We start from the raw sequence: 4248 nt of genomic DNA, 5'->3' as shown, positions 1-4248 counted from the left end.
CAGCAGCGCATGGGCGATCTCGATGCCGCCGTCGCCGGCTACCGGACGGCACTGCACATCTTCGAAGAGCTCAGCGACGACTACATGCGGGCCGACCCAGGCCGCCGCGGCGCTGCCGGCCTCCGCCGCCCTGGTGGCAGCGGCTCCGTAGCGGAGACCCGGGGCCCGCCGGTGGGCGACTTGTCCACCGGCGCCCCGTCGAACAGCGCGCACACCGGTCATCCGGCGGGTGCGATGGCCGACGTGAAGGTCCAGGTGCCCGACCCCACCGTGTAGATTTCCACGCCGCCCCGGTGGCTGACGAGTCGGGCGCCGTCGGGGGCGGTGACCCGGCCGGAGGTGGACGGGACCTCGACGGTCGCCGTGGTGCCGACGGGGACGTGGGCGGTGAGGGAGAACCTGTCGTCGTGGCGCTGCCACTGGCTGGACGCCTCGCCGTACGGCGTGGTGTAGGTGGCGCGGGCCGAGGTCACGTCACCCACGACGGCCGGGGCGATCCGCAGGGTGCGGTAGCCGACCGATCCCGGTGCCTGGTCGAGTCCCGCCAGGCGGGTGGTGAACCAGGAGTCGACCGCGCCGAGCATGAAGTGGTTCTGCGACTGGCCCGAGCCGCCGTCCCAGGACTCGCCGAGCGCGGTGTTGCCCGCCAGCACCTGGTAGCCGTAGCTGGGGCTGGTTGTCTGCGTGACGATCCGGTGGACGATGTCGTCGCGCCCCGCACCGGACAGGACGCGGAACGCGGCCGGCAGGGAGATCTCGCCGAGCAGCAGGTGGTAGTCGGCCGTCTCGACGGACGAGGTGAAGTGGCCCAGGAGACGCTCGCGTTCACCTTCCGGGTACGCGCCCATGTCCAGGGCGAGTGCCTCCGCGCCCTGGCCGCCGCCGCCGAAGGTGCCGCTCTCCTGGTCGTAGTACTTGTCCGACAGCGCCTTGACGCTCGCGTCGGCCTTGGCGCGGTAGACGGCCGCGTCCTCGTCCTCGCCCAGCACCGCCGCCATGTCGGCCAGGGTGTCGACGACGTGCCAGTAGCCGTACGTCCCCGAGACCGTCTTGGGGAAGCCGGTGTCCGGGGTGAACCAGTCGCCGAGGGAGTAGTCGAGGAGGCCGCCGGAGACCTTCTGCTCCAGGAACGTCACGTACTTCTTCATCTGCGGGTAGTACGCGCGCATCGTCTCCTGGTCGCCGTAGGTGGTGTAGAGCTGCCAGGGCACGAGGACGAACGCCCCGCCCCAGTTGGAGTCGTTGCGGTAGGAGCCCGCGAGTTCGACGTAGTCGGGGACGGTGGAGGGGATCAGGCCCTCGGGGGTCTGCGCGTCGGCCATGTCAGCCACGATCTTGCGGAGGTAGGCGCGCATGTCGTAGTTGCCGGCGAGGGCGGGGAAGACCAGTTGGTCCTGCTCCAGCCAGCCGAGCTTCTCACGGCTGGGGCAGTCGGTGAGGATGCTCATCATGTTGCCCTCGACCGAGCGCCGGATGAGCGAGTGGATGCCGTTGATCAGGTCGTCGGAGCTGGAGAAGGAGCCCGCGGAGTCGTTGTCGGCCCGCAGCACCTTGCCGTTCACCGAGACGGTGGCGCCTTGTGGCAGTCCCTTGATCTCGACGTAACGGAAGCCGTGGTAGCTGAACTTGGGATGCCAGGTCTCGGACCGCTTGCCGCCGCCGGTGGTGTACTCGTCCCACAAGGGGGCACCGACGTTGCTGATGGACTGGTAGGCGTGCCCGTTCTTGAGGCTCTCGGCCGGGAAGGCACGGACGCCGGTGCCTTCGGGGGCCGACACGGTGATCTCCGGCCAGCCGGCGATGTTGCGGCCGAGGTCGAAGATCCGGCTGCCCTCGGCGGCTCCGTCGACCTCCTTGCCCTTGAGCGTCTCGACGACCCGGACGGGTTCCGTCTCACGGGCGCTCAGGGCCGCCGGGGCGGATTCGGCCCCCAGGGTGACCGCCCGGTCCCACCGGGAGCGATCACCCCCGGGCTCGTCCCAGCCGCGGATCTCGCGTCGGGCGTCGTAGTCCTCCCCGCCGTACCAGTGGGAGGAGGTGGTGGCGCCGAGGGTGGTGCGCCAGTCGTCGCCGGAGACGATGCGGCGCACGGTGCCGTCGGCGAGGGTCACCTCCAGCTGGGCGATCAGCTTGGGGTCGCTGCGGTTGCCGTACAGCTTGCGGTAACGATCGGCGGTGCTGAGCTGGTTGGAGATGCCGTTGCCCAGCTCGACCGCCAGCGTGTTCTCGCCGCGGCGCAGCCGGTTCGTCACGTCGTAGGTGGCGTACTGGACCCGGTCGGCGAAGTCGGTGTTGGCGGGTTCCAGGACGGCGTCGCCGACCGGCTCACCGTTGATGCCGGCGTCGTACACGCCGAGTCCGGCGATGTGGAGGCGGGCCGACCGGATGTTCCCGGGGAGGGTGAAGTCCTTCGCGAACAGCGGCAGTCCGGCGGGCAGATACGGCTTGGGCGGCAGCTGTCCGGTGACCTGCGCCATCCGCGTGTACGAGCCGTCGGACTCGTCGGAGGTGGACAGCGTGTAGTCGACGGGGAAGCCGGGCACCTGCCCGTCCGCGGTGAGGACGTCGGCACGCGGATACAGCACCACCTGGTCGAAGGTCCTGGGCTCCTTCAGGTCGAGGGTGACGGTGACGGGCGCCTCCGAGACGTCGGCGTCGGTGTGCGGCAGGCTGGAGTAGCCCGCCGCCTGGCTCCAGGCGCTGTTGGTGACGGCGTCGGTCGCGAGCTTGGGCTCCCAGACCTTGCGTTCGGTGTCCGACTCGGTGGCGGTGACCGTGGCGCCCTGAGCGAGGTCGGCGGCGGGGGCGTCGCTGTCGCGCACCTCGATCTCGGCGAGCTGGAGCCGGTGGGACGTGTCGGGGAAGTCTTCGGCGAGGGCCAGACCCAGCTTGGTGACGTCGAGCCGGACGTACCGGGCGGTGGTCCGGGGCAACTTGACGGTGACGGGTTCGACGGTGTGCTCGCTCAGGCGCCAGTCGTCGTTGGTGATCCAGTCCGCGGACCAGTCGGCGGCGTGGGTCAGCCCGGTCTCGAAGACGACCGGGCTGCTCCAGCCGCCGGGGCGTGAGCCGCCGCGCGACCAGAGCTGGACTCTCCAGTAGACGCGGGTGCGGGAGCCGAGCGCGCGGCCGGCGTAGACGGCCTGCGGGACGGTCGACCCGACCTCGCCGGAGTCCCACAGGTCCGGTCGGCCCGCCACCAACCGGTCGCGGCTGGTGGCGGCCTGGACGCGGTAGGCCTTCTGGACAGTGCCGCGATCGGGGGAGGCGAGCTGCCAGCTCAGGTCCGGGGTGGTGTCGTCGATGCCGAGTGCGCTGCTGAGGTGCTGGGTGCGCAGCCTCTCGGCGGTGATCGTGCTCCCCGGCGCAGAGGCCGCGGCGGGCAGCGCGAAGGGAACAGTGGTGACCAGGGCGGTCAGTGCGGAGGCGAGCACGAGGGACCGTCTCGACGTGCGGGACATACGGAAGGCGCGGGAGGGGCGGGACATGCGGGACTCCACGGGTACGTCGGAGGGGGAAGGGCTGGGCGTACGGTGCGGGTGTCAGTCCAGTTCGACCGTGAGTGCCAGGCGCGGGAGCAGCCGCACCGGGCCGAGCAGGCCGGAGGGCAGGGGCTTGTTCCGTTCGTTGGACAGGGTGTTGGACACCCGTACCGAGAAATGGTTGACGCCCGGCCTGAGGGCCTCGGTCACGTCGACGAGGTAGGGGGACCACAAGGCAGGGGGAAGCGTGGTCCCGTTGACGGTGACCTCCGCGACCTCGCGCACCGTGCCGAGGTCGAGGACGTGGCGCCGCCCGGCGAGGGCGCGGGCGTCGAGCGTGACGTCCTTGGTGTAGGTGCCGCTGCCCGAGTACAGGCGGGCGATGTCGCTCCAGTCGGCCAGAGGACGGGTGACCGGTTCGGCTCCGTCCTGGGCCAGGGTGAGCGTCCAGTCGCCGTCGAGGGCGAGGGGCGTGAGCCGTTCGGTGACGCGGACCGTGCCGGTGCGGACGTGGTTGCCGTCGCGGGCGGTGAGGCGGTACGCGCCGGGGGCCTCGCCCAGCGCGGTCACCCGCAGACGGTCGCCGTGCCGGGTGATGCCGGTGACCGGCAGACCCTGGGTCTCGGTGAGGTAGGGCGTTGCCTCCGCCCTGCGCCGCACCACGACCGCGAGGGTCTCGTAGGGGGAGAGGGTGAGCCGTACCCGGACGCCCTCGGCGGTGGGCAGGCCGCGCACCAGGGCGGGGCCCGAGGCGCCGGTCGCCGGC

At 71.4% G+C, this 4248-nt stretch carries 2 protein-coding genes and 1 pseudogene; 1 reads left to right on the top strand and 2 read right to left on the bottom strand.

From position 1 onward, the window contains the following. A pseudogene (locus tag ACWD3D_RS34015) lies at window positions 1–276 on the top strand (hypothetical protein); the annotation flags it as partial. Here the strand turns inward: ACWD3D_RS34015 and ACWD3D_RS34010 are convergent. Together ACWD3D_RS34010 and ACWD3D_RS34005 are read right to left on the bottom strand one after the other, a co-directional pair. Next, window positions 219–3488: a family 78 glycoside hydrolase catalytic domain gene (locus ACWD3D_RS34010; RefSeq protein WP_451464565.1), complete on the bottom strand. Its 3270-nt coding sequence runs from the start codon at window positions 3486–3488 to the stop codon at window positions 219–221. The pseudogene ACWD3D_RS34015 and the gene ACWD3D_RS34010 overlap by 58 nt on opposite strands. Before the next feature lie 54 nt (window positions 3489–3542). Further along, a partial coding sequence (locus ACWD3D_RS34005) for a glycosylhydrolase-like jelly roll fold domain-containing protein (protein WP_451464564.1) occupies window positions 3543–4248 on the bottom strand: 706 nt, incomplete at its 5' end.

It is taken from the genome of Streptomyces sp. NPDC002690 (assembly GCF_053592415.1).
This window is presented reverse-complemented; position numbering and strand designations above follow the sequence as displayed.

Coding starts and splice junctions, on each gene's coding strand:
- ACWD3D_RS34010 (WP_451464565.1), bottom strand. CDS start 3,488: ATGTCCCGCCCCTCCCGCGCCTTCCGTATGTCCCGCACGTCGAGACGG.